At 46.7% G+C, this 23,981-nt stretch carries 20 protein-coding genes; 18 read left to right on the top strand and 2 right to left on the bottom strand.

What is annotated here, in order from left to right; genetic code table 11:
• Nucleotides 1-2 precede the first annotated feature (2 nt).
• From rsgA to lgt, 5 genes are all read left to right on the top strand, one after another.
• Nucleotides 3-881, top strand: coding sequence for a ribosome small subunit-dependent GTPase A (gene rsgA, locus GPK58_RS09495; protein WP_021651619.1), 879 nt, complete (start codon nucleotides 3-5; stop codon nucleotides 879-881).
• Between the two features lie 3 nt (nucleotides 882-884).
• Complete coding sequence (rpe, locus tag GPK58_RS09490) at nucleotides 885-1,559, top strand: ribulose-phosphate 3-epimerase (protein ID WP_015526113.1); 675 nt, start codon at nucleotides 885-887, stop codon at nucleotides 1,557-1,559.
• 2 nt (nucleotides 1,560-1,561) lie between these two features.
• Nucleotides 1,562-2,236 carry a thiamine diphosphokinase gene (locus GPK58_RS09485; protein WP_118752749.1) on the top strand — a complete coding sequence of 225 codons (675 nt, stop codon included), beginning with the start codon at nucleotides 1,562-1,564 and terminating at the stop codon, nucleotides 2,234-2,236.
• Between the two features lie 145 nt (nucleotides 2,237-2,381).
• Nucleotides 2,382-3,479 carry a redox-regulated ATPase YchF gene (gene ychF / locus GPK58_RS09480; RefSeq protein WP_215638560.1) on the top strand — a complete coding sequence of 366 codons (1,098 nt, stop codon included), beginning with the start codon at nucleotides 2,382-2,384 and terminating at the stop codon, nucleotides 3,477-3,479.
• Between the two features lie 56 nt (nucleotides 3,480-3,535).
• The gene (lgt, locus tag GPK58_RS09475) at nucleotides 3,536-4,648 is read left to right on the top strand and encodes a prolipoprotein diacylglyceryl transferase (RefSeq protein ID WP_215638559.1); all 1,113 of its coding nucleotides are present in this window, start codon (nucleotides 3,536-3,538) and stop codon (nucleotides 4,646-4,648) included.
• Nucleotides 4,649-4,837: 189 nt separating this feature from the next.
• Here the strand turns inward: lgt and GPK58_RS09470 are convergent, their stop codons facing one another.
• Nucleotides 4,838-5,644, bottom strand: a complete 807-nt coding sequence (locus GPK58_RS09470) for a helix-turn-helix domain-containing protein (protein ID WP_015526109.1) — start codon at nucleotides 5,642-5,644, stop codon at nucleotides 4,838-4,840.
• Nucleotides 5,645-5,783: 139 nt separating this feature from the next.
• Here GPK58_RS09470 and GPK58_RS09465 point away from each other — a divergent pair, with 139 nt between their 5' ends.
• The 12 genes from GPK58_RS09465 (at nucleotide 5,784) to ftsZ (ending at nucleotide 22,597) form a co-directional block, all read left to right on the top strand.
• Nucleotides 5,784-8,828, top strand: coding sequence for a glycoside hydrolase family 2 TIM barrel-domain containing protein (locus GPK58_RS09465; protein WP_215638558.1), 3,045 nt, complete (start codon nucleotides 5,784-5,786; stop codon nucleotides 8,826-8,828).
• A 303-nt stretch (nucleotides 8,829-9,131) separates the two neighbouring features.
• Nucleotides 9,132-9,563 (top strand): division/cell wall cluster transcriptional repressor MraZ, encoded by a 432-nt coding sequence (gene mraZ / locus GPK58_RS09460; RefSeq protein ID WP_021651636.1) that lies wholly within the window; start codon nucleotides 9,132-9,134, stop codon nucleotides 9,561-9,563.
• Nucleotides 9,564-9,598: 35 nt separating this feature from the next.
• Nucleotides 9,599-10,534, top strand: coding sequence for a 16S rRNA (cytosine(1402)-N(4))-methyltransferase RsmH (gene rsmH / locus GPK58_RS09455; protein ID WP_015526106.1), 936 nt, complete (start codon nucleotides 9,599-9,601; stop codon nucleotides 10,532-10,534).
• 22 nt (nucleotides 10,535-10,556) lie between these two features.
• Nucleotides 10,557-11,126 (top strand): hypothetical protein, encoded by a 570-nt coding sequence (locus tag GPK58_RS09450; protein ID WP_215638557.1) that lies wholly within the window; start codon nucleotides 10,557-10,559, stop codon nucleotides 11,124-11,126.
• A gap of 30 nt (nucleotides 11,127-11,156) precedes the next feature.
• The gene (locus GPK58_RS09445) at nucleotides 11,157-13,226 is read left to right on the top strand and encodes a peptidoglycan D,D-transpeptidase FtsI family protein (protein ID WP_227588587.1); all 2,070 of its coding nucleotides are present in this window, start codon (nucleotides 11,157-11,159) and stop codon (nucleotides 13,224-13,226) included.
• A gap of 67 nt (nucleotides 13,227-13,293) precedes the next feature.
• Nucleotides 13,294-15,060 carry a peptidoglycan D,D-transpeptidase FtsI family protein gene (locus tag GPK58_RS09440; RefSeq protein ID WP_215638556.1) on the top strand — a complete coding sequence of 589 codons (1,767 nt, stop codon included), beginning with the start codon at nucleotides 13,294-13,296 and terminating at the stop codon, nucleotides 15,058-15,060.
• A gap of 63 nt (nucleotides 15,061-15,123) precedes the next feature.
• Nucleotides 15,124-16,080: a phospho-N-acetylmuramoyl-pentapeptide-transferase gene (gene mraY / locus GPK58_RS09435; protein ID WP_015526100.1), complete on the top strand. Its 957-nt coding sequence runs from the start codon at nucleotides 15,124-15,126 to the stop codon at nucleotides 16,078-16,080.
• Nucleotides 16,081-16,095: 15 nt separating this feature from the next.
• Nucleotides 16,096-17,451, top strand: a complete 1,356-nt coding sequence (gene murD, locus GPK58_RS09430; protein ID WP_215638555.1) for a UDP-N-acetylmuramoyl-L-alanine--D-glutamate ligase — start codon at nucleotides 16,096-16,098, stop codon at nucleotides 17,449-17,451.
• A gap of 54 nt (nucleotides 17,452-17,505) precedes the next feature.
• Nucleotides 17,506-18,606 (top strand): FtsW/RodA/SpoVE family cell cycle protein, encoded by a 1,101-nt coding sequence (locus GPK58_RS09425; RefSeq protein WP_015526098.1) that lies wholly within the window; start codon nucleotides 17,506-17,508, stop codon nucleotides 18,604-18,606.
• Nucleotides 18,607-18,633: 27 nt separating this feature from the next.
• Nucleotides 18,634-19,914 (top strand): UDP-N-acetylglucosamine 1-carboxyvinyltransferase, encoded by a 1,281-nt coding sequence (gene murA / locus GPK58_RS09420; protein WP_330627239.1) that lies wholly within the window; start codon nucleotides 18,634-18,636, stop codon nucleotides 19,912-19,914.
• Nucleotides 19,911-21,194 (top strand): cell division protein FtsQ/DivIB, encoded by a 1,284-nt coding sequence (locus tag GPK58_RS09415; RefSeq protein WP_110102934.1) that lies wholly within the window; start codon nucleotides 19,911-19,913, stop codon nucleotides 21,192-21,194. The genes murA and GPK58_RS09415 overlap by 4 nt, the downstream gene beginning before the upstream one ends.
• Nucleotides 21,195-21,445: 251 nt before the next feature.
• Complete coding sequence (ftsZ, locus tag GPK58_RS09410) at nucleotides 21,446-22,597, top strand: cell division protein FtsZ (protein WP_015526094.1); 1,152 nt, start codon at nucleotides 21,446-21,448, stop codon at nucleotides 22,595-22,597.
• Between the two features lie 123 nt (nucleotides 22,598-22,720).
• Here ftsZ and GPK58_RS09405 read toward each other — a convergent pair whose 3' ends face one another.
• Nucleotides 22,721-23,044: a DUF1540 domain-containing protein gene (locus GPK58_RS09405; RefSeq protein ID WP_015526093.1), complete on the bottom strand. Its 324-nt coding sequence runs from the start codon at nucleotides 23,042-23,044 to the stop codon at nucleotides 22,721-22,723.
• Between the two features lie 440 nt (nucleotides 23,045-23,484).
• Here GPK58_RS09405 and infC point away from each other — a divergent pair, with 440 nt between their 5' ends.
• Complete coding sequence (infC, locus tag GPK58_RS09400; RefSeq protein ID WP_015526092.1) at nucleotides 23,485-23,979, top strand: translation initiation factor IF-3; 495 nt, start codon at nucleotides 23,485-23,487, stop codon at nucleotides 23,977-23,979.
• Nucleotides 23,980-23,981: the final 2 nt, after the last annotated feature.

Below are 23,981 nucleotides of genomic sequence, written 5' to 3'. Positions count from 1 at the left end.
TCATGCAGGGAAAGATAATCAAAGGTATTGCCGGATTCTACTACGTATATGCAGAAGACGGTAATACATATGAATGCAGAGCCAAGGGAATTTTCCGTAAGGATAAATTCAAGCCTCTGGTAGGTGACAATGTGGACATTACAGTTCTGGATGAAAAGGAACTGGAGGGAAGTGTGACGGAGATCCACAAGCGGAAGAATTCTCTGATCCGTCCGGCTGTGGCCAATGTAGATCAGGCACTGGTGATCTTTGCCATGGATAATCCGAAGCCGAACTTCATGCTTCTGGATCGTTTCCTCATTATGATGGAGAGGGAAGGTGTTCCGGCAGTCATCTGTTTTAACAAAAAAGATCTGGCAACAACGGAAGAGCTGGAATTTCTCTATGAAACATATCAGAGTTGCGGCTATCAGGTGATCCTGTCAAGTGCCCTGAAGGGAGAAGGACTCGACGAGATCGAAGAAGTGCTTCAGGGCAGGACAACTGTGGTTGCCGGCCCATCCGGCGTGGGAAAATCTTCTCTTACAAATTCCCTTCAGGAAGAAGTGGAGATGGAAACCGGTGAGATCAGCCGTAAGCTGAAACGGGGAAAACATACTACGCGCCATGCACAGATCATACCGGTGGCACAGGATACATTCCTTGTGGATACGCCGGGATTTTCCTCCTTATATATTGAAAATATGGAGGAGCAGGAACTGAAGGATTACTTTCCAGAGTTCCGAAGATATGAAGGACAGTGCCGCTTTCAGGGGTGCCGTCACATACATGAACCGGGCTGCGCTGTTAAGGAAGCCCTTGAGAACAATGAGATCAGCAGACTCCGATATGAAGATTATCTGGAGCTGCACCAGGAATTAAAAGAGAAAAGGAGATACTGAGTCATGGAATACCGATTGTGCCCGTCGATCTTATCAGCAGATTTTAACAGACTGGGAGAACAGATCAAAATTCTGGAAAAGGAAGGCGTTGAATATCTGCATATTGATGTTATGGATGGAGATTTTGTTCCCAGCATTTCTTTTGGAATGCCGGTGATCAAATCGATCCGGAAAGAATCCAACATGTTTTTCGACGTACATTTGATGGTAACAGAACCGGAAAGATATATCCGCGATTTTGTAGAATGCGGAGCAGATTCCATTACTGTACATGCGGAGGCATGTGAGGATCTGGAGCGTACACTGGAGCAGATCAGGGCAGCAGGGGTAAAGGCGGCAGTTTCAATCAAGCCATCCACACCGGTAAATGACATCAGCCATCTTCTTGAAGATGTGGATATGGTGCTGATAATGACTGTTCAGCCAGGATTTGGCGGACAGAAATACATGGACGAATGCACGGAGAAGATCCAGGAGCTTCGTGAGCTTATTGATGAAGAAGAGCTGGATGTTGACATCCAGGTAGATGGCGGTATCAATGATGATACACTGGAGACGGTTATGCGTGCCGGTGCAAACCTCATGGTCGCAGGTTCCTGGGTATTTAAGGGCGATGTGGCAGCCAATGTAAGACACATTACAGAAAAAATCCACAATATCAAAAAAGAGCTGGACTGAAAATGATCGATACAATAATAATCAGCGGGGGCAATATCCAGAATGGTTTTGCCCTCGATTTTTTAAAAAAAAGAATAGAAGAAAGCCGAGGAGAGAAAATCACTCTTGTTGCTGCAGATAAGGGGATGGAATGGTTTATGAAAAACCGGGAATTTATTCCGGATCTTGCAATTGGGGATTTTGACAGTCTTTCCGAAGAAGGCCAAAAATATATGGAAAGCCTGAAGGGACTGGAGATCATCAGGCTGAAGCCAGAGAAGGATGATTCGGATACACAGTCTGCGGTAAACCAGATGATCCGCAAGGGTGCAAAGGATATCCTGATCCTGGGAGCTACCGGCACAAGGCTGGATCATGTGCTGGCGAATCTGGGACTGCTTTCCATGGGTAAGGAACAGGGCGTTCGTATTGCGATCGCAGATCAGTGGAATTATATCACACTTGCAGAAAGCGGAACCATACTGCACAGAGAGGAGCAGTTTGGAAAATATGTTTCATTCTTTACTGTGGGAGGTGATGTGACAGGCCTCACTCTGAGGGGATTTAAGTATCCGCTGAACGGATATCATCTGACAGTAGAAGACAGTGGCCTGACCGTCAGCAATGAGATTTCGGAAGAAACCGCAGAGATCCTGTATGAAAGCGGGCAGCTTCTGATGATCATGTCCAGGGACTGACAGTAACAATAATTGCCTCACAGTTGCGATTTCAGGCTGTGTATGGTAATATGGGACAGGAATGGCCTGAAAAACGGAAAGGCCTGTTTAAAGAGTATCTGAAAAATACTGTAAATAAATATATCGAAAGGACGTATATAGAGAGATGAAATTAGGAATCGTAGGTCTTCCTAACGTAGGAAAAAGTACATTATTCAATTCACTGACAAAAGCCGGAGCAGAATCCGCAAACTATCCGTTCTGTACTATCGACCCCAATGTGGGTGTTGTAACCGTTCCGGATGAGAGACTGAATCTTCTCGGAGATTTTTATAAATCAAAAAAAGTAACACCGGCAGTGATCGAATTCGTCGATATTGCAGGTCTTGTAAAAGGCGCATCTAAGGGAGAGGGACTTGGAAACCAGTTCCTTGCAAATATCCGTGAGGTAGATGCTATCGTTCACGTGGTACGCTGCTTTGAGGATTCCAATGTTGTTCATGTAGATGGAAGCATTGATCCGCTCCGCGATATCGAGACTATTAATCTGGAGCTTGTTTTCTCTGATCTTGAGATCCTCGAGAGAAGAATTGCCAAGGTTACCAAGACTGCACGTATGGATAAGGAAGCTGCCAAAGAGCTTACATTCCTTGAAAAAGTAAAGGCACATCTGGAAGAGGGACAGCTTGCCATTACTCTGGAAATAGAGAACGAAGATGAGGATGCATGGCTTGCAACCTATAATCTTCTTACTGCAAAACCGGTGATCTATGCGGCTAACGTTGCAGAGGATGATATCGCAGATGATGGGGCGAACAATCAGTATGTACAGGCAGTACGTGAATACGCTGCCAAACAGAACAGCGAGGTATTTGTGATCTGTGCGCAGATCGAGGAGGAGATCTCCGAGCTGGATGAGGATGAGAGAAAGATGTTCCTTGAGGATCTGGGACTGACAGAATCCGGCCTGGAGAAGCTGGTGCGCGCAAGCTATCACCTTCTTGGACTTATGAGTTTCCTGACAGCAGGAGAGGATGAGACAAGAGCATGGACTATCAAGATCGGAACCAAGGCACCGCAGGCAGCAGGTAAGATCCACACAGACTTTGAACGTGGATTTATCAAAGCAGAGGTTGTGAATTATCAGGATCTTCTGGATTGCGGTTCCTATGCAGGTGCTAGAGAGAAGGGCCTTGTACGTATGGAAGGAAAAGAGTACGTTGTACAGGACGGAGATGTGATCTTATTCAGATTTAACGTGTGATCACCAACGTCTGTGAAATACCGGCTGTAAGCTGAAAAATTATAACAGGTGATTTTATGGATATGTCAATTCGGTTTCCCGGATTAAATCTGGTTTTGGATCATGTGCCGAGATCCTTTGAGATCTTTGGCTTTGAGATCACGATCTATGGCGTCCTGATCGCGATAGGAATGCTTCTGGGAATCTTTTTTGTGGTACTGGAAGCCAGAAGAAATCATGAAGATCCGGATGCATATCTGGATCTGGCCATCATAACGCTGCTTTCCGGTGTGGCAGGGGCAAGGCTGCTTTATGCGGCTTTTTCCTGGAGCCTTTATAAAAATGATCCGGGACAGCTTCTGAATATACGGTCCGGAGGACTTATGTTTTATGGCGGACTTCTGGGCGGTGTGCTGGGTGGTGCGGTCTACTGCAGGATCCGAAAGAAATCCTTCTGGCAGATGGCAGATCTTGCCTGCATGGGACTTCTGATCGGGCAGATAATAGGAAAGTGGGGAAGCTTTTTTAACAGAGAATCTTTCGGGGAATATGCAGACAACATTTTTTCCATGCAGCTGCCGCTGACTGCGGTACGGGCAGGAGAGGTCACCACGGCTATGCGTGAAAAGCTTCAAACCGTGGACGGTGGTACCTGGATTTTGGTACAGCCCTTGTTTTTCTATGAAAGTCTCTGGTGTCTGCTTTTGGTGCTTATGATGCTGCTTCGCAAAAAAGTATTTCAGGGAGAGATCTTTCTGAGATATCTGGCAGGCTATGGTCTTGGAAGAGCAGTGCTCCAGTGGTTCCGCACAGATAAAATACTGTTTCCGGGAACCGGCGTGGATGTTTCACTGGTGATCTCGGTAATACTTTTTGTTCTTTGCACCGTGGTAGTTGCAGTGAAACGCGTGATGTCCAGAAAGCGGGCAAAAGTACGGATGAGAAGGATCGAGAAAGATCAGCAGGCAGAGAAAGAAGCGGAACAGCAACGGGAAAATGTAGCAGAGAATCTGGAAACAGAGACTGTACAGGGAGAAAAAAATGGATCAGAACGAGATACAGAAGAAAGAGGAAGCTCTTCGGAAAGCGTCACTTTTGCGGCAGCTGCAGGAGGAACGGAAGAAGCTGGACAGCCAGATCAGGAGCAGGAGCGATCTTCTGAAGAATCTGGAGGCCAGCCAAAGAGTTGACCGTATTCTGGAATTATATTACGGAAACTGAGATCAAACAGATATAGGATACAGATGCTTTTGTCTGATGGATCAGAATATAGGATACCGGCATTTGGCTGATAAGAGCAGCAGAAAACTGCCCTGCAGGAAAACGTCTTCTACGACGTTTCCGGCAGGGCAGTTTTTGTGCTGTGCAGTAGGAATATATCAGTACATCTTTCGGAAATCCAGAGGAGTTGTGCCTGTGACTTTACGGAACATGGCGATAAAGTGGCTGGCATCGGAAAATCCGGAAGCGCCGGCAACATCCTGGATCTTCATATCCGGTCTGGAAAGCAGAAGCTCACGTGCGCGGCTGATGCGGTACATGGTAACGTACTCGTAAACCGAGCAGCCCATAAAACGGCGGAACAGACGGGAAAGATACTGCGGAGAGACAAAAACGCTCCGGCTCAGCTGCGCTGCAGTGATATCCTGCTGATAACCGGTTTCGATTTCTTTTATTACCGGAATCACATATCTCTGGTAGAGAGGATTATCCTGTATCTTCGGAGAAGCTGCACAGTCTGTAAAATTCATAAGAAAATTATAGCAGTCGGAAGAAAGAGATTTCATATCCGGTGTGGGCTGATGATATTTACGCAAGGTAGAAGAAATCATTTTCCGGATACTGGCTCCTTGTTCCTTTTCGATAAGGATCACTTCCTGGTTGTCTGTCATGGAAGGAATGCTGCCTGCCAATGTTCCTGTGAAGGTGGCAAACATCGTGGTCCAGGAAGTAGACTCCCTGTGATAGGAATGAGGGACACCGGGGGCGATGAGGATGCCCTCGTTGGCTCCGAGAGTATAAAATTTTCCACGGACTTCAATGCGTCCGGTACCCTTTTCAGTCTGGAGGTAATGATAATACGGATATCCGTCCGGACGGAAGATATTAACCTGATTCCAGTGGTTCCCAAGAGATTCAAACATGAAGGGAGCACTGACCGGAGTGTTTCTGAAATAGATCGACATGATATTCACCTGTTTCTAAATGTTATATATTTTGGCGAAACATATTATACCATAATCCGGTGGATTGTACTATAATAATCATAGCATAAAAAACGAAGGATCCGGCAGAAAAACAGAATCTGCCGGGCAGGAGGAAAAAATGAAAAAATTTGATCATTCTCTGTTAAAAGATCCCCGGTATTTCAGCGACGGAAGAATGGATGCCCACTCAGATCATACATATTATCGCTGTGAGGAAGAGAGAGAAGATGGGAAAACTTCTTTCCGTCACAGTCTGAATGGTCTCTGGAAGTTCCATTATGCACGGAATTATGCATCTGCTATCCCAGGCTTTGAGGAAGAAGCATATTCCTGTAAGGACTGGGAGGACATTTATGTGCCGGCACATATCCAGATGGAAGGATATGATGCACCGCAGTATGCCAATGTCCAGTATCCGTGGGAAGGCCATGAAGAAATTCATCCGGGACAGATCCCGGAACGTTTTAACCCGGTGGCAAGCTATGTGAGATATTTCCATGTGCCGGAGAGCATGAAAGGAAAAAGAGTATTTGTTTCATTCCAGGGAGCAGAGAGCGGCCTGGCTCTGTGGCTCAATGGAAAATTTGTGGGATACAGTGAAGATTCTTTTACTCCGTCAGAATTCGAGCTTACGGAATATCTGAAGGACGGCGAGAACAAGCTGGCGGCACAGGTGTTTAAATGGACAGCCAGCAGCTGGTGCGAGGATCAGGATTTTTACCGTTTTTCCGGAATTTACAGAGATGTTTATCTGTTTACGGTACCGGATGTCCATGTATATGATCTCAGGATCCGTGCCATTCCGGATGAAACTCTCAAAAAAGCCGAGCTTGAGATCGTGACCAGTACCTGGGGAAAAGGAAAAATGAAGCTTACACTTTCCAGAAAGGGAGAGATCCTTTTGCAGGAGGAAAGATCTCTGAACGGAGAGGATACCTGTACCTGGGAGATTCAGGATCCCCTTCTCTGGAGTGCAGAAGAGCCGAATCTCTATGATCTGGAGCTGGAGATCAGTGATGAAAGCGGAAAGCTCCAGGAGATCATCCCGGAGAAAGTCGGTTTCCGCCGTTTTGAAATGAAGGATGGTATCATGACCCTTAACGGAAAACGTATCGTATTCAAGGGTGTGAACCGCCATGAGTTCAGCTCTGTCACAGGAAGACATGTGTCCCGGGAGGAACTGCTCAAAGACATCGTGACCATGAAACAGAACAACATCAATGCGATCCGTACCTGTCATTATCCGGATGCATCTCCGATCTACCGTCTCTGTGATGAATATGGTATTTACATGATCGCAGAAAACAATCTGGAATCTCACGGAACCTGGGATATAGCAGAATTTACCGGAGATCACACGGATATCGTTCCGCACAACAAACCGGAATGGCTGGGCATGATGCTGGACCGTGTAAATTCCATGTATCAGCGTGACAAGAACCACCCGGCGATCCTGATCTGGTCCTGTGGAAATGAATCCTTTGGTGGAAAAGATATCTTTGAGATGTCTGAGTTCTACCACAAGAATGATCCTACAAGACTGGTACATTATGAGGGGGTTTTCCATGACCGCAGCTACAATGCCACCAGTGACATGGAAAGCCAGATGTATCCTTCCGTAGAAGCGATCCGGGAGTTCCTTGCAAAGGATGACAGCAAGCCGTTTATTTGCTGTGAGTATACCCATGCAATGGGAAATTCCTGCGGCGCAATGCATAAATATACAGATCTTACAGATACAGAACCGAAATATCAGGGTGGCTTTATCTGGGATTACATTGATCAGTCTATTTATAAAAAAGACCGTTACGGTAAAGAATTCCAGGCATACGGCGGAGACTTCGGTGAACGTCCTACAGATTATAATTTCAGTGGAAACGGTATCGCATACGGCGGAGACAGAGATGCTTCACCAAAGATGCAGGAGGTAAAATTCAACTACCAGAATATCACTGCGCAGGTAAGTGAGGATTCTGTTAAGATCATCAACAAAAATCTTTTTGTAAATACGGACACATTCCGATGTGAAGTGACTCTTGCAAAGAACGGTCATGTTCTCCGCACAGAGACACTGGATACAGCGGTGGAGCCTTTAAGCCAACAGACCTACAGACTTCCATTTGGAAAACAGCAGCGCCCGGGCGAATATACGGTAACCGTAGCCTTCCTTCTCAGAGAAAAAACACTTTGGGCAGAGGCAGGACATGAGGTTGCTTTCGGCCAGTATGTTTATCAGGTGGAAGGAACACCGGAAGCTCCTGCGTGTGGCGTGGAGCTTGTGAGAAGCCTTCATAACATCGGTGTCCGCGGGGAAAATTTCGAAGTGCTGTTTTCCGTTCTCAATGGTGGTTTGGTTTCGTATAAATATGCAGGAAGAGAAATGATCGAAGCGATTCCGAAGCCCAACTTCTGGAGAGCACCTACAGATAATGATTGCGGAAGTCTGATGCAGATGCGCTATGCACAGTGGAAGATCGCCAGCATGTACGCAAGTCATAAGGATTACCGAAAAGGCATGTATGGTCCGGCCAATGCTCCGGAGACAACGGTTCACGAAAACAGCGTGGAGGTTGCTTTTACCTACATCCTGCCAACTACGCCTGCCAGTGAATGCCGTCTTGCCTATGAGGTAACCGGAGATGGAAGAGTAAAGACAACGCTGACCTATGATCCTGTAAAAGAGCTGGGCGATATGCCGGAGTTCGGAGTACTCTTTAAATTCAATGCGGATTATGATCATGTTCAGTGGTACGGCCTGGGACCGGCAGAGACTTATGCAGACCGGAAGCATGGCGCAAAGCTCGGCATTTATGAGAATCTCGTGACAGACAATATGGCACGCTATCTTGTGCCGCAGGAATGCGGAAACAAAGAGGAAGTACGCTGGGCAAAGATCACAGACAGAAAGGGTAGAGGAATGCTCTTTGAGATGGATAAAGAAAACGGCCCGATGATGTTCTCGGCACTTCCATATACTCCTCATGAAATGGAAAATGCCATGCATCCCTATGAGCTTCCGGCAATCCATTATACCGTTGTCCGTGCCGCAAAGGCGCAGATGGGTGTTGGAGGAGATGACAGCTGGGGTGCCCGCACCCATCCGGAATACCTTCTGGATACCAATGGAAAGATGAAATTTTCCTTTGTGTTCAAAGGCCTTTAAAATGTCATAAAATAACAGAACATAAAGTCAGAAAAAAGCTTCCGGCGACTGTCCGGAAGCTTTTTCATTTCATAATAATGCACAGAAAATAAACAGGTTGAAAAAAAACCTGTGGATATTTCATGAAATGAAAAAAAACTTGGATATGCACTTGTTTTTTCATGGTAAATAGTTTAGAATGATTACATAAGTGGTAGAAAGTGGTGAATAGTGGTAGCGAATGGGGATGAGTGGCAGAACACACCATTTGCACCCTGGAAGCACGAAGGGGAGAATCGTGTTTCACGAGAGTAGGTGGGTTTCATGTTCATGGGCGAGTATAATCATACGATCGACGCGAAGGGGCGTCTGATCATCCCTTCCAGGTTCAGGGAACTCTTAGGGGAAGAGTTCGTACTGACAAGAGGGTTGGATGGTTGCCTTTCTATTTATCCGATGGATGAATGGGTTGCTTTTGAAGAGAAACTCCGAGCATTACCACTTACAAATAAAGACGCAAGAACCTTTTCACGTTTCTTTGTAGCCGGAGCTACAACATGTCAGCTGGATAAGCAGGGAAGAATCCTGGTGCCGCAGACGCTGCGCCAGTTCGCTGGTCTGGATAAGGATGTGGTGCTTACGGGTAATCTGAACCGGATCGAGGTTTGGAGCAAAGAGAAGTGGAGCGAGAACTGCAATTATGATGATATGGACAGCATTGCGGAAAGCATGCAGAACATAGGAATCGTCATTTGAGCATAACGCAGGTAGAAATCCCACAGGAGACGGATATGGAATTTAAGCATAAATCTGTATTACTCAATGAGACCATTGACGGCTTAAGGGTAAAGCCGGATGGAATCTATGTGGATGGCACTTTAGGAGGAGCGGGACACGCCACAGAGGTGTGTAAGAAACTTTCTGCCAAGGGGAGATTTATTGGCATAGATCAAGACCAGGATGCGATAATTGCTGCGAGTGAACGGCTGTCAGCCTTTAATCAGGTGACAATCATTCGCAGCAATTATTGTTACATGGCAGATGAGCTGAGATCCCGTGGCATTGAGAAGGTGGACGGGATCCTGCTGGATTTGGGAGTGTCATCTTATCAGCTGGATAATGAAGAGAGAGGTTTTTCCTATCGGTACGATTCTCCTCTGGACATGCGAATGGACAGAAGACAGAGCCGTACAGCCGGTGATATAGTCAACGGTTATGAGGAACGGGAGCTGTATCGGATTATCCGCGATTACGGCGAAGATAAATTTGCCAAAAATATAGCGAAACACATTGTGGCTGCCAGAGAGCAGGCACCGATCCGGACAACCGGAGAACTGACAGAGATCATACGGGGTGCGATCCCCATGAAAATACAGGCTACAGGAGGACATCCGGCCAAGAGGACTTTCCAGGCAATACGTATTGAGCTCAACCGGGAGCTTGACGTGCTCCGGGATTCCCTGGACGGCATGATCGATCTCCTGGATGACGGAGGAAGGATCTGTATCATTACATTCCATTCTCTGGAAGACAGGATCGTTAAGACCATTTTCCGAAAAAATGAAAATCCCTGTACCTGCCCGCCGGATTTTCCGGTCTGCGTATGCGGAAAGAAATCCAAGGGTAAGGTGATCACAAGGAAACCGATCTTACCGGGAAAAGAGGAAATGGAAGAGAATCCGAGATCCAAAAGTGCGAAGCTTCGTATTTTTGAACGGAAAATGTAGTTGAGAGATGGAAGGTAGGCAAATGGCGAAGACAGGAAGAGGGACTACAGCCAGAAGAAATCGAAATACCGTCAGGAACAGCAGAGAAATGTATGTTCAGGGAAATGCGGTAAAACGGCTGCAGGAAGTTCCTCAGAGGACTGATCTGCCCGAGATACAGGAAAGGCGACGGCTGGCTCAGAAAAGAAAACAGAAATCCGCAGTACCTGTGACACCGGCAAAACAGGTGGTAAGCAGACAGGCACAGCGGAACCGGGAAAAGGCAATGGCCATGAACAAGGGGTTCGTTCTGTTTCTTACGGCAGTTTCCATCGCGGTACTTTTTACCTGTATCAATTATCTTCAGGTAAAATCCGAAATCACGGCGAGTATGAAAAATGTTGCAAATCTGGAATCTGAGCTTGCACAGCTGAAAGAAGATAACGATGCATATTACAGTCAGGTCACTTCTGCAGTGGATATCAGCGAGATCAAGAAAAAAGCTATCGGCGAGCTTGGAATGAAATATCCTTCGGAGGATCAGATAAAGACCTATACCACGGAAGGAAACAGTTATGTGAGACAGTATCAGGATGTGGACACACACAAGTAACAGAAGTACAGTTTTTAAGCAGGTGATCGATTGAGTACAAGAAGGCGCAGGCCGGTAAAAAAAATAAATTACAGTATGAAGAAAAAGCTGGCAGTACTATTTTCCTTAGTATTGCTGGCTTTAGTCGGTTTGGTGGCAAGAATTACCTATATCAATGCCACCAGCGGAAGCAAATATCGAAAGCAGGTGCTGAGTCAGGCTCAGCAGAAATATGAAAATCAGACACTTCCGGCAAAAAGAGGAGATATCTATGACCGGAACGGGAATATCCTGGCAACCAGCAACAAGGTCTATAATGTGGTCCTTGACTGTCTGGAGGTTAATAAGGATCAGGATTCCGTGGAGCCTACCATAAAGGCTCTTGTGGAAGTCCTGGGATTGGATGAAGATGAGATGCGGAAGCTTCTCACTGACAGCAGTACAAAAAAAAGTCAGTATCAGATCGTAAAGAAACAGATCTCCATGGACGACAAAAAAGCCTTCGAAAAATACGAAGATCCGGGAGACGACAGTGAACTAACTGCCACGCAGCTGAAAGAACGTTCCAGGATCACAGGTGTATGGTTTGAGGAAGATTATCTCAGATCTTATCCGTTTAATGAGACTGCCTGTGATACCGTTGGATTTACACTTTCCAGAGATGTGGCGGATGCCGGACTGGAAGGATATTACAATGCGACACTTACCGGCGTGGATGGAAGACAGTACGGATACATCAACAACAATTCCGACGTAGAACAGACGATCATCGAACCGACGGATGGCAAAAGCATTGAGACCTCGCTGGATCTGGGACTTCAGCAGATCGTGGAAAAATACGTAAATACCTTTGAAGAAAAGATGGGAGCCAAAAATGTAGGTGTGATCATCGAGGATCCGAAAACAGGAGAAATCCTGGCAATGGACGGCGGTGATCGTTATGACCTGAATAACCCGAGAGATCTTTCAAATGTGTATTCCCAGAGTGAGATCGCTGCCATGAACGATGAGGAAACCGTGGAAGCGCTGAACGGAATGTGGAGTAATTTCTGCGTGACAGATGCCTACGAGCCGGGATCGGTTGTAAAGCCTATCGTTATGGGCTCCGCACTTGAAATGGGAGCGATTTCTGAGAGCGATAATTTTGTCTGTGACGGCGGACAGTCTTTTGGAGCGGAAGGTGCGACTACTTTTATCAAATGTGCGGTATGGCCGGATGCTCACGGGACAGAAGCTCTTTCCGATGTCATTGCCAATTCCTGTAACGATGGTATGATGCAGATCGCAGCAAAGATGGGAAAAGATAATTTCCTTAAGACACAGAGCGTTTTCAATTTCGGAACAAGAACTGGTATCGATCTTCCCAATGAGGGAAGCGGTGTGATCCATACCAGCGATACCATGGGAGAAACGGAGCTTGCATGCTCTGCTTTCGGACAGGGCTATACACTGACCATGATCCAGGAGATCAATGCAATGTGTTCTGTGATCAACGGAGGATACTACTATCAGCCTCATCTGGTGACGAAGATCAAGGACAGTAGCGGTGGAATCGTAAAAACGATCTCTCCGACACTGATGAAGCAGACGATTTCCGAGAAGATATCTGCAGATATCCGCTCTTACATGGCTGCCAGCGTAGACCATGGTACCAGCCGTACCTCCAAGGTGCAGGGCTACAGCTCCGGTGGTAAAACCGGTACTGCCGAGAAGCTTCCGCGAGGCAATGGCAAGTATCTGGTATCCTTTATCGGATTTGCACCGGTAGATGATCCGGCGCTTGTGATCTATGTAGTTGTGGATGAGCCGAAGGTAGATGATCAGGCAAGCAGTACGTACGCACAGTACATTGCACAGGGAATCCTTTCCGAAGCACTTCCGTATCTGAATGTACAGCCGGATGAGGCAGAGGATGGAGAAGTTCCGACTACAGAGCTGTGGGAACTTTTTAAGGGAATCAGCGATTCTGCAACAGGAACCGGCGCGGACGGGCAGAAGGAGGCCATTTCCGATGAGAATGTACCAAGTCCGCCGGAAGATGAGTCGGAGGACAGTGATACCGAAGATAATAACGATATGCAGAGCGAAGGTCTTACCAACGAGGAGGCCGGTCTGGAATAGATAAAAAGAATACCCTCTCAGAGGAACGTCATATATTACAGTGACGACCTCTGAGAGGGATTTTTTTATGATCCGGACCATGGTTTATCACAGGAAAAAAATATGGATGGTTTTTCTGATCTGCATAATGCTTCTTCTGGGACTTGTGGGAAGACTCTGGTATCTTATGAACGTTCGGGCAGAATATTATTCAAAAAAGGCGGAGGATCTTCATGAGAGGGAACGTGACATAAAAGCAGCTAGGGGAAAGATCCTGGACATCAGGGGAAATATTCTGGCAGATAACCGGACAGTCTGCACAGTATCGGTGATACACAGCCAGATCAAAGATCCTGAAAAAGTGATCCGTGTACTGTCCGGAGCATTGTCTGTAAAAGAAGAGGAAATCCGAAAAAAAGTTGAAAAAATTTCTTCTATTGAAAGAATACAGACAAACGTGGAAAAAAGCATTGGAGACAGGATCCGGGAATATGACCTTGAGGGAGTGAAGGTAGATGAGGATTATCGGAGGTATTATCCTTATGGATCTCTCGCTTCAAAAGTACTGGGATTTACCGGAGGTGATAATCAGGGGATCATTGGTCTTGAAGTGAAATACGATGAGATCCTGAAAGGAGAGCCCGGAAAGATCCTCACAGTTACGGATGCACGTGGTGTGGAGATCGACGGAACCGGAGAACGGAGGAAGGAACCGGTGTCAGGAAATACTCTGCGTACCAGTCTGGATGTTAATATCCAGGAATATGTGCAGCAGGCAGCCGGTAAAGTCATGGAAGAAAAACAGGCGGAGAGAGTTTCCATACTGCTTATGAACCCTCAGAACGGAGAAATCTATGCCTGTGTCAATGTGCCTGAATTTGATCTGAACGATCCGTTTACTCTGAATACAGAAGAAACAGCAGCAGAGGGAGAAAAGAAGCAGGATCTTCTGAACCGGATGTGGAGAAACCCCTGCCTGAATGATACCTATGAACCTGGCTCGACTTTTAAGATCATCACTATGGCAGCAGGGCTGGAGGAAGGAGTGGTGTCAACAGAGGATCGTTTTTTCTGTCCGGGCTATAAGGTGGTGGAGGATCGGCGGATCCACTGTGCAAAGAGAACAGGACATGGTGCGCAGAGTTTTGTAGAAGGTGCCCAGAACTCCTGTAACCCGGTATTTATTGAGGTGGGTCTGCGGCTTGGAGCAGACCGTTATTATAAATATTTTAAACAGTTCGGACTTTTGAAAAAAACAGGAATAGATCTTCCGGGAGAGGCAGGAACGATCATGCATAACCCCAAAAATATGGGCGAGGTGGAACTTGCCACGGTATCCTTTGGCCAGTCGTTTCAGATCACACCGATCCAGCTTGCAACAACCGTCAGTGGGATCATCAATGGCGGAAACCGGATCACACCTCATTTTGGGATCAGCGTGGAAAGTGCGGACGGAACAAAGGTGCGGACACTGGAATATCCGGTGGAAAGCGGGATCGTGTCCGGTGAGACTTCCCGGACAGTACGTACGATCCTGGAAACTGTAGTTTCAGAAGGCTCCGGAAAAAATGCCGGGATCCAGGGATTTTCCATTGGGGGAAAAACAGCTACCTCTCAGACACTGCCCAGAGGCTCCGGCAGATATATTTCTTCATTCCTGGGGTTTGCCCCGGCAGAGGATCCGAAGGTCCTGGCTCTTTGTATCATCTATGCACCCCAGGGTATGTATTATGGTGGGATCATTGCCGCACCGGTGGTACGCAGTATTTTTGAAAATGTACTTCCCTATCTTGGGATCGAGAGGACAGTTACGGAAACTCCATTCGGGGAAAACCGGGCAGATGGGGTTGATTAATGAGGATAAAAGCCTTATACTGTTGAAGAAGTATAAAAAAACGAAAGAATTAGAGGTGTGAGGATGGAGTTTCATGTTGTGATCCCTGTGCTGATCTCATTTGCGATCAGCCTTGTATTAGGACCGATTGTTATCCCTTTTTTAAGAAGACTTAAAATGGGACAGACAGAGAGAGAGCTGGGTGTGCAGTCCCACCTGAAAAAGAACGGTACCCCTACTATGGGTGGGGTGATCTTTCTCATTGCAACAACTGTAACATCACTGTTTTATATCAGAGATTATCCGATGATCATCCCGGTACTTTTCCTGACACTGGGATTTGGACTGATCGGATTTCTGGATGATTATCTGAAGGTAGTTCTGAAGCGTTCTGACGGACTTCTGCCATGGCAGAAAATGGCACTGCAGATCGTTGTGACAGCTGTATTTGCTTTTTATCTTGTAAATTATTCCAACGTATCCCTGACTATGAAGATCCCGTTTTGGAGCGGACATTATCTGAACCTGGGATGGTTTGCGGTTCCGGTACTGTTCTTTGCGGTGATCGGTACAGTAAACGGAGTCAATTTTACGGATGGACTTGACGGACTGGCTTCCAGTGTTACCCTGATCGTGGCAGTATTCTTTACGGTGGTTTCCCTTGGAATGAACAGTGGTGTGGAACCGATCACCTGTGCAGTTGTGGGCAGTCTGATGGGATTTCTTCTGTTTAATGTATATCCTGCCAAGGTATTTATGGGAGACACCGGTTCTCTGGCATTGGGTGGCTTTGTGGCTGGTGTGGCTTATGCCATGCAGATGCCGCTGTTTATCATCCTGGTCGGACTGATCTACCTTGTGGAGGTATTGTCTGTTATGCTCCAGGTATCCTATTTCAAGGCAACACACGGAAAAAGAATCTTCAAGATGGCGCCTATCCACCATCATTTTGAGCTTTGTGGGTGGTCTGAGACACGAGTTGTTGCAGTGTTCTCTGTTGTAACTGCTATTATGTGCCTGATCGCTCTCCTGGCATTATAAGGAGGAACAGAAAAAATGGATTTAAAAGGAAAAAAAGTTCTCGTTTTCGGAGCCGGAAAAAGCGGCATTGGAGCAGCTGATCTGCTTGGAAGTGCAGGAGCACAGCCGGTAATCTATGACGGAAACGCAGATCTTGATAAAGAGGCAGTTTTACATAAAACAAACGGAAAATACACCCCGGAGATCTGGGCCGGAGATTTTCCGGAGAGAGCGCTGGACAGTCTTGATCTTGTAGTGCTAAGTCCGGGAGTTCCCACAGACCTGCCGCTGGTAAAGAGCTTCTATGAAAAGGGCCTTCCGGTATGGAGCGAGGTGGAGCTTGCCTACCGTACAGGCAAGGGAGAGGTTCTTGCGATCACAGGAACCAACGGTAAGACAACAACAACAGCACTCCTCGGAAAGATCATGGGAGATGCCCGTGAATCTGTATTTGTTGTAGGAAATATCGGAACTGCATATACATCCAAATCATTGGAGATGAGGGAGGATTCCGTAACTGTTGCGGAGATCAGCAGCTTCCAGCTGGAGACCATCGACCAGTTCCGCCCGAAGGTAAGTGCGATCCTCAACATCACAGAGGATCATTTGAACCGGCACCATACCATGGAGGAATACATCCGTGTAAAAGAACTGATCACCAAAAATCAGGGACCGGAAGATGTATGTGTTCTGAATTACGAGGATGAAGTCCTTCGTAAATTCGGTGAAAATATCGTTCCGAAGGTGGTATATTTCTCAAGCCTTCGTAAACTGGATCAGGGAATCTATCTGGACGGAAACCAGATCATTCTGAAAACAGAAAAAGAAGAGATCCCGATCGTAAAAACCGGAGAGCTTAAGATCCTGGGACGTCATAATCACGAGAATGTAATGGCAGCAGCAGCCATGGCATATTATGCGGGCGTTTCTGTGGAGAGTATCCGCAAGAGTGTCTGTGAGTTTGTGGCAGTTCCACACAGGATCGAGTATGTGACAGAGAAAAACGGTGTTGCATATTACAACGATTCCAAGGGAACCAATCCGGATGCGGCCATCAAGGGGATTCAGGCAATGAACTGTCCGACTCTTCTGATCGGCGGTGGCTATGACAAGGAATCCAGCTATGATGAGTGGATAGAATCCTTCGACGGAAAAGTCCGTTATCTTGTTCTCATCGGTCAGACGAAAGAGAAGATCAAAGCAGCAGCAGAACGTCTTGGATTTACAGATATCATCCTCTGCGAGGATCTGAAGGAAGCTGTCCGGGTCTGTGCGGAAAAAGCCAATCCCGGAGATGCGGTTCTGCTTTCACCGGCATGTGCGAGCTGGGGACAGTTTGATAATTATGAGCAGCGCGGTGACATGTTCAAGGAATACGTGAAAGCACTGTAATAATCCGAAAAATACATACATAAGCTGAAATAAAGACCACTGTGGAGGCCATGCATGAAGGCAGGACAGAAACAGACCGGAAAGACAGATACCGTTCTCTGGGTACTGGTTCTGATTCTGGTGGTATTGGGACTCGGGGCGCTTTTTTCGGCAAGTGAATATAATGGCAGAGTACGTTTCCACGACTCTGCCTATTATTTTAAGAAGCAGCTCTTTGCCACGGCACTGGGGCTGCTTGTTATGTATCTGGCATCACGGGTAGATTACCGACTGTCTGTAAAGCTGGCGCCGGCTGCCTATATTTTTTCGCTTTTTCTGTCTGCTGCAGTCCTGCTTTTCGGACAGGAGATCAATGGATCGAAGAGGTGGCTGAACCTGGGGCCGCTTTCCTTTCAGCCGTCGGAGTTTTCCAAGGTGGCAGTGATATTGTTTCTGGTGTGGCAGATCAGCAATACAAAAAGCAAAACAACCGGATTCTGGTTTATCTGCAGGACTATGATGACTTTGCTTCCGGTAGCAGGTCTGGTGGGCTCCAATAACTTAAGCACAGCGGTGATCATTCTGGGGATCGGTGTGCTGCTGATCTTTGTGGCCAATCCCAGGTATCTGCAGTTTCTCGCACTTGGAGGTGCGGGGATAGGATTTATTGCGGTTTTTCTTGCCGCGGAGAGTTATCGTCTGGAACGCCTGGCAATCTGGCGGGATCCGGAAAAATATGAAAAAGGATTTCAGACTATACAGGGCCTGTATGCGATCGGAAGCGGAGGGATCTTCGGCAAGGGGTTCGGGAACAGTCTGCAGAAGCTGGGATTTGTCCCGGAAGCCCAGAATGATATGATATTTTCTATTGTGTGTGAGGAAACGGGGATACTGGGAGCCTTTCTGACACTTTTTCTGTTTGGTATTCTGATCTGGAGGCTTTGTATTCTGGCATTAAACTGCCGGGATCTGCAGGGAACGCTGCTGTGCGCCGGGATCATGGCACATATGGCGATCCAGGTAGTCCTGAATGTTGCAGTAGTAACGAATACGATTCCCAACACCGGGATCACTCTGCCCTTTGTAAGCTATGGCGGAACTTCTGTTGTTTTTCTTCTGGGGGAAATGGGGCTGGCCTTAAGTGTCAGCAGTCACAGACATGGAAGGATCACATAGAATAACAAGTAAGAGGCCCTTTTAGGAGTGGAATACTTGAATGAGATCGATGAGATCATCGTGACCGGAGGCAGGCCGCTGCATGGAAGCGTCCGGATCCAGGGGTCAAAAAATGCGGCACTTCCGGTTATGGCAGCAGCACTCTTAAGTACCGGGACCAGTGTACTTCGGGGATGCCCGAAAATCAGTGATGTATATTTGATGGAAAAGATCCTGAAATATCTGGGGGCAGAAACCTGGTGGGAAGGTCAAGATCTTTATCTGGACTGCAGCCATGCGGACGGCACCATGATACCGGAGTGTTATTCCGGAAAAATGCGTTCTTCCGTGATCTTAATGGGAGCAATGCTGGGGCGGAGCAAAAAGGCACAGACAGGATATCCCGGAGGCTGTGTAATCGGGAAGCGGCCGGTGGATCTTCATATCCAGGTTTTGCGCCGCCTTGGTGCAGCTGTGGTGGAAAACGGCGGGATGATCCGGGCATCCTGTGGAAAACTCCGAGGCGCAGAGATGTTTTTTCAAAAAAGAAGTGTAGGCGCTACAGAACAGGGCATTCTGGCAGCGGTCCTTGCAGAGGGGAAAACAGTCCTTAACGGCTGCGCCTGTGAACCGGAAATTTATTGGCTTTGCCATTATCTTACCGGAATGGGGGCAAAGATCCGGATTCGTGAAAATGGCTGTATCTGTATTGAAGGGGTGGAGAAGCTTGAAGCTGGCGATAGCTGCATTCCACCAGACCGTATTGTCGCCGGGACCTATCTCATGGCAGCGGCGGCAACCAGAGGAGAGATCATCCTGGAAAATCCGCCTCTGGAGGAAATGGATGGAATCCTGGACGTATATCGGAAAATGGGTGGACAATGCCGCAGGGTAGGTGGTAAACTAATAGTCAACGGAAAAAATACAGGTTTTCCCCTGGAGCTTCTGGAAACAGAAGTTTATCCGGGATTTCCTACAGACCTGCAGTCTCCTGCGATGGCGGTATTGGCCACGATCCCGGGAGTGAGCAGGATCCGCGAGAAGATTTTTGAAGACAGATATAAAACAGCTTCATGGCTCTGTAAAATGGGAGCACAGATCCAGATCCGGGATGGAGTTGCTGTGATATACGGAGGGCAGCCCCTGACCGGTTGTACTGTGGAAGCAGAGGAACTTCGCGGTGGTGCGGCACTTGTGATCGCAGCACTTGCCGCGCAGGGGATTACCAGGATCCGGGGCTGTTGTTTCATAGAAAGAGGCTATGAACATATCTGTGAGGATCTGACCGCACTGGGCGGTCTGCTGATAAAGGACAGAGGAACTTTATGAAAACATCAAAAAAAAAGCCACTGAAAGCAGTTGGCGGACTTCTTGTCCTGCTGCTGGCAGGAATTATTTTCTTTTTTACGTATTATCAGGTAGATGAAGTGCAGGTGATGGGCAGCAACCATTATTCTGAAAAACAGATCAGGAAGATGGTGCTTAGGGGGCCGCTGGCATCCAATTCTGTTCTTGCACCGCTTCTTTATACTAAGCAGAATACAAAGGATGTTCCCTTTATAGAAGGCTATACCGTAACAAGGCTGAACCGGCACACCATCTGTGTCAGTGTGAAGGAGAAGGATATCGTTGGCTGTATCCCTTATCTGGACAGTTATATTTATTTTGACAGAAACGGTATTTTTGTGGAAGGATCCACGGAACGTAACGAAAAAATCCCGTTTTTTGACGGGATCAAAGTCAAAAAAGTGATCCAGAACGAGAAACTCCCCATCAAGGATGAAACGGTGATGAACACGGCAGTTGCTCTTTCTACTATTTTTGCAAAAAATGATAAGGTTCCGGATCACATTGAATTTGAAGACGACGGACAGATCAGTCTTGTTTACGGGGATATCACAGTTAAACTTGGAAAGGATGAATATCTGGAAGACAAAATGACCAGAGTTCTGGCTATCCTTCCGATGATTTCCGAAAAAAAAGGAATTCTCCATGCAGAAAATGTAAATGATAATTCCAAGAACATTACCCTGGAGCAGGAACAGGATGAGAGCCAGACTTCCGCAGAAAACTGGACCGGAGGCTATGATGAGGAAGGAAATTACACCGGAGAAGGCGAATACGACGAAAATGGCAACTATGTAGGACCGAAACCGCAGACGGATCTGGAGTATGCGCAGGAAAACTGGGTAGGTGGCTATGATGAAGAGGGAGATTACACAGGCAGTGGAGAGTACGATGCCAACATGACCTATGTAGGCGAAGCCCCCACAGAAGAAACCATGGCAGAAAAAGGAAACTGGAAGGGCGGTTACCGGGAAGACGGAGGCTATGACGGAGTCAGTGAATATGACCGTGATGGCAATTATGTAGGCACTCTGGAGGATTATCAGGCTTCGGCAGAAAGCTCCGGAGACGGAACAGACTCCGAAGATCCAGATGCTCAGAGTACGGATACCGAAGATACAGAAAATGAAGAAGACTCTTCAGACAGCAGTACGGACAGCACCGAGGAAGAGGCTGATTACAGCAGTGATCAGGAAGAAGGCGCTGAGGATTATGATGAAAATTCGTACAGCGATTACAGTGATGAGTCCGATTATGAGTAAAGATAAAAAAGCTTTCTTAATATATAGTACCGGTATTTGGGCATTTTGCCAGAGATTGTTTTGTAAATGTTTCGGTTAATAGAAACAGTGCCGAAATTTAGTGAAAAAAGTATAAAAAAACAAAATTAATGGTTGATTAATTACCGAAAAAAATATATGATATAACTATGTGTATATGTAGCTTGGAATAGATTATTACACTGAATCGGATATCAGGTAGAAATAAAGGAGGAAGTACATTGTTAGAGATAATGACGAATGAGGCTGAGTCTTCTGCGAAAATTATTGTAATTGGAGTAGGCGGCGCAGGTAATAATGCGGTAAACAGAATGGTGGAAGAGGCCATTGGCGGAGTTGAGTTTGTAGGTGTTAATACCGATAAACAGGCTCTGACACTGTGTAAAGCTCCGACTGTACTTCAGATTGGTGAGAAAATTACGAAAGGTCTCGGCGCCGGTGCACAGCCGGAGGTTGGACAGAAGGCAGCTGAGGAGAGCATTGAGGAAGTTAAGAAGATCATCGAGGGAGCGGACATGGTTTTCGTTACCTGTGGTATGGGAGGCGGAACCGGAACCGGAGCTGCTCCTGTGATCGCCGGTGCGGCAAAAGAGATGGGTATCCTGACTGTCGGTGTTGTTACCAAGCCTTTCCGTTTTGAAGCAAAGACCCGTATGAACAATGCACTTGCGGGAATCGAAAATCTGAAGAAAGCAGTTGACACTTTGATTGTCATCCCTAATGACAAATTACTTGAGATCGTTGACAGAAGAACAACCATGCCGGAAGCACTGCGTAAGGCTGATGAGGTTCTTCAGCAGGCAGTACAGGGTATTACAGACCTGATCAATCTGCCGGCTCTGATCAACCTTGACTTTGCAGATGTGCAGACAGTCATGACAGACAAGGGAATCGCTCATATCGGTATCGGTGAGGCAAGAGGTGATGACAAGGCTATGGAGGCTGTACAGCAGGCGGTATCTTCTCCGCTTCTTGAGACAACCATCAAGGGCGCTACTCATGTGATCATCAACATTTCCGGAGATATTTCTCTTATGGATGCCAACGATGCTGCAAGCTATGTACAGGAGCTTACAGGTGAGGATGCAAACATCATCTTTGGTGCTATGTATGATGATTCTGTTGCAGATTATGCGAGAATTACAGTTATTGCTACAGGTCTTACAGACAATAACCTTCAGAACACACCATTTGGAAACAGAGCTTCCAATTCTGTATTCGGAAACACCAAAAAAACAAGCCAGTCACAGCCAGGCGGTATGAACCTTAACATGCCAAGCTTCAGCCTGCCGACTATGAATTCCACACAGTTTGGAACAAAGGCTCCTACAAGCACTGTTCAGAAAAAGGACATCCAGATCCCGGATTTTCTTAAGAACAGATAATAAATGAACATGATAAGATCCGGCAGAGACTCCATCTGGAACGCTGCCGGATCTTTTTGACTTTCTGATCAAAAGAAACAGGAATGTCTGCTCTGTATGGAAACAGGATTTCTGTTCAGGATATCAGCATTCGCAGCTGAAAGTATCACATTTTGTATCACAGCAGCGATGTGCATTGTCACCGGATACATTGATGGAAGCTGCGGTGCATTTGCAGTGCTCATTGTAGGTGCAGTTGTGTGCTTTGCAGTCGATGTTAATGGTCTCACACCCACAGCAGGGATCTGCGGAATTTTTTACAGCGCACTCTTCCTGGTCACGGAAGCTTTCACAGGCGGTGTCGTCCGCATAACGAGCATCTGCACCTTCGACACTGATGGATCCCCTGGAGCAGAGAGAATTTTTGTTATAGCAGCAGTTGTGTGCGGAGCATTTAAGACTTGTCATAAAAGTGTCCTCCTGATAATTATGATTTTACCGGAAACCGTCAGCCTGCCGGAATGCGCATCCTGTCTGATCGTCAGCACTGCGGTAAGGCTTGACAGATTCCGATGTTGCATAGTATGTCCGGAAGAAGAAAAATTTATACTCAAAAAATAAATACATAATAATATAAAAAACAGTTGACAAATAGCAGACACCATGGTATCCTCTTAAAGTACGTAGCGAAAAGAAAGCAGAGTTCACTCTCACCTCAGCGCTGAAGATAAGCGACTCAGGTCAATATTGCACAGTACTGCGAACGGACCAACCATCAGTGCGCAGGTGTAATTATTTGAAGTGTGGACATCTGTCTGCGCTTTTTTTGTGCGGCTTAAGCTACATTAATGAGAAAGAAAAAAATAATTCTATCATGTTCATGGAGGTGTACAACAATTAGCGGTTTAATGATTAACGAACAGATCAGAGACAGAGAGGTACGCTTGATTGGTCCGGACGGAGCTCAGCTTGGAATCGTGTCCGCCAGAGAAGCGATGGCGAAAGCGCAGGAGGCAGGACTTGACCTTGTAAAGATTGCCCCACAGGCGAAACCGCCGGTATGCAAGATCATCGATTACGGTAAATACCGTTACGAGCTTGCAAGAAAAGAAAAAGAGGCCAGAAAAAAGCAGAAAACCATCGATGTCAAAGAAGTGCGTCTTTCCCCGAACATTGATACGAATGATTTGAAGACGAAGGTAAATGCAGCAAGAAAGTTCCTTAGCAAGGGCGACAGAGTTAAGGTTACACTTCGTTTCCGCGGAAGAGAGATGGCACATATGTCCAGCAGTAGGCATGTGCTTGATGACTTCGCAGATCTTCTGTCCGATATAGCGACTGTAGAGAAGGCTCCGAAGGTAGAAGGCAGAAGCATGACTATGTTTCTGACTGAGAAACGGTAGAT

Source organism: Blautia sp. MCC270 (assembly GCF_018785605.1).
Lineage (GTDB): Bacteria > Bacillota > Clostridia > Lachnospirales > Lachnospiraceae > Blautia_A > Blautia_A fusiformis.
Note: the sequence above shows the minus strand (reverse complement) of the source record. Positions and strands in the feature narration are given on the sequence as shown.

Coding starts and splice junctions, on each gene's coding strand:
- GPK58_RS09465 (WP_215638558.1), top strand. CDS start 5,784: ATGAAAAAATTTGATCATTCTCTGTTAAAAGATCCCCGGTATTTCAGC.
- ftsZ (WP_015526094.1), top strand. CDS start 21,446: ATGACGAATGAGGCTGAGTCTTCTGCGAAAATTATTGTAATTGGAGTA.
- lgt (WP_215638559.1), top strand. CDS start 3,536: ATGGATATGTCAATTCGGTTTCCCGGATTAAATCTGGTTTTGGATCAT.
- infC (WP_015526092.1), top strand. CDS start 23,485: ATGATTAACGAACAGATCAGAGACAGAGAGGTACGCTTGATTGGTCCG.
- GPK58_RS09440 (WP_215638556.1), top strand. CDS start 13,294: ATGATCCGGACCATGGTTTATCACAGGAAAAAAATATGGATGGTTTTT.
- GPK58_RS09450 (WP_215638557.1), top strand. CDS start 10,557: ATGGCGAAGACAGGAAGAGGGACTACAGCCAGAAGAAATCGAAATACC.
- GPK58_RS09425 (WP_015526098.1), top strand. CDS start 17,506: ATGAAGGCAGGACAGAAACAGACCGGAAAGACAGATACCGTTCTCTGG.
- GPK58_RS09405 (WP_015526093.1), bottom strand. CDS start 23,044: ATGACAAGTCTTAAATGCTCCGCACACAACTGCTGCTATAACAAAAAT.
- rsgA (WP_021651619.1), top strand. CDS start 3: ATGCAGGGAAAGATAATCAAAGGTATTGCCGGATTCTACTACGTATAT.
- GPK58_RS09470 (WP_015526109.1), bottom strand. CDS start 5,644: ATGTCGATCTATTTCAGAAACACTCCGGTCAGTGCTCCCTTCATGTTT.
- GPK58_RS09485 (WP_118752749.1), top strand. CDS start 1,562: ATGATCGATACAATAATAATCAGCGGGGGCAATATCCAGAATGGTTTT.
- mraZ (WP_021651636.1), top strand. CDS start 9,132: ATGTTCATGGGCGAGTATAATCATACGATCGACGCGAAGGGGCGTCTG.
- mraY (WP_015526100.1), top strand. CDS start 15,124: ATGGAGTTTCATGTTGTGATCCCTGTGCTGATCTCATTTGCGATCAGC.
- rpe (WP_015526113.1), top strand. CDS start 885: ATGGAATACCGATTGTGCCCGTCGATCTTATCAGCAGATTTTAACAGA.
- murD (WP_215638555.1), top strand. CDS start 16,096: ATGGATTTAAAAGGAAAAAAAGTTCTCGTTTTCGGAGCCGGAAAAAGC.
- GPK58_RS09415 (WP_110102934.1), top strand. CDS start 19,911: ATGAAAACATCAAAAAAAAAGCCACTGAAAGCAGTTGGCGGACTTCTT.
- ychF (WP_215638560.1), top strand. CDS start 2,382: ATGAAATTAGGAATCGTAGGTCTTCCTAACGTAGGAAAAAGTACATTA.
- rsmH (WP_015526106.1), top strand. CDS start 9,599: ATGGAATTTAAGCATAAATCTGTATTACTCAATGAGACCATTGACGGC.